Annotated in this window: 1 pseudogene; it reads right to left on the bottom strand. The window is 68.1% G+C overall.

Annotated features, from left to right (window positions below):
- A pseudogene (locus LPA54_RS34015) lies at window positions 1–721 on the bottom strand (hypothetical protein); the annotation flags it as partial.

Below are 721 nucleotides of genomic sequence, written 5' to 3'. Positions count from 1 at the left end.
ATGTCGTAGATGCCGTCCGCGCCGCGGTTCGGACCGATCTCCGCGTTGCAGGTGGCCGCGCCGCCACCGCCCAGCTCGTCGGTGAAGACGACCTTGTCGGCCCTCTGGTTGAAGGTCGCGGAGTGCCAGAACGCGAAGTTCACATTGTCCTGGACGCGGTCGATCACGCGCGGACGCTCGGGGTCCTTGATGGAGAACAGGATGCCGTCGCCCATGCACGCACCGGCGGCCAGGTCCTTCGAGGGCAGCACGGTGATGTCGTGGCAGCCGGTGGTCTTGGAGACGCCCGGGTTGGTGGGCGCGCCCGGGTTGCCGCCGCCGTCCGGGCCCTCACCTGGGAACAGCACGGGGAACCCGACCACGGCGGCCTTGTGCGGGGCCTTGCGCGGCACCTTGATCACGGAGATGCCGTCGTGCGGCGGCTGGCAGTCCGGGTAGGCCGCGTTGGGCGAGTAGGAGGAGACGTAGACGTAGACGTTCTTGCGGTCGGGCACCAGCGTGTGGGTGTGCGAGCCGCAGGCGGTCTCGACGGCGGCGACGTAGCGCGGGTTGCGCTTGTCGCTGATGTCGAAGACCTTCATGCCCTCCCAGGAGGACTTCTCGGTGGCGGGCTGCGTGGTGCTGTTGCAGCTGCTGTCGCTGCGCGAGGAGTCCGTGGACAGGAACAGCAGGTTGCCGGAGACGGAGATGTCGTTCTGCGATCCGGGACACAAGACCTGAG

Source organism: Streptomyces sp. DH12, assembly GCF_020873895.1.
GTDB lineage: Bacteria > Actinomycetota > Actinomycetes > Streptomycetales > Streptomycetaceae > Streptomyces.
Note: the sequence above shows the minus strand (reverse complement) of the source record. Positions and strands in the feature narration are given on the sequence as shown.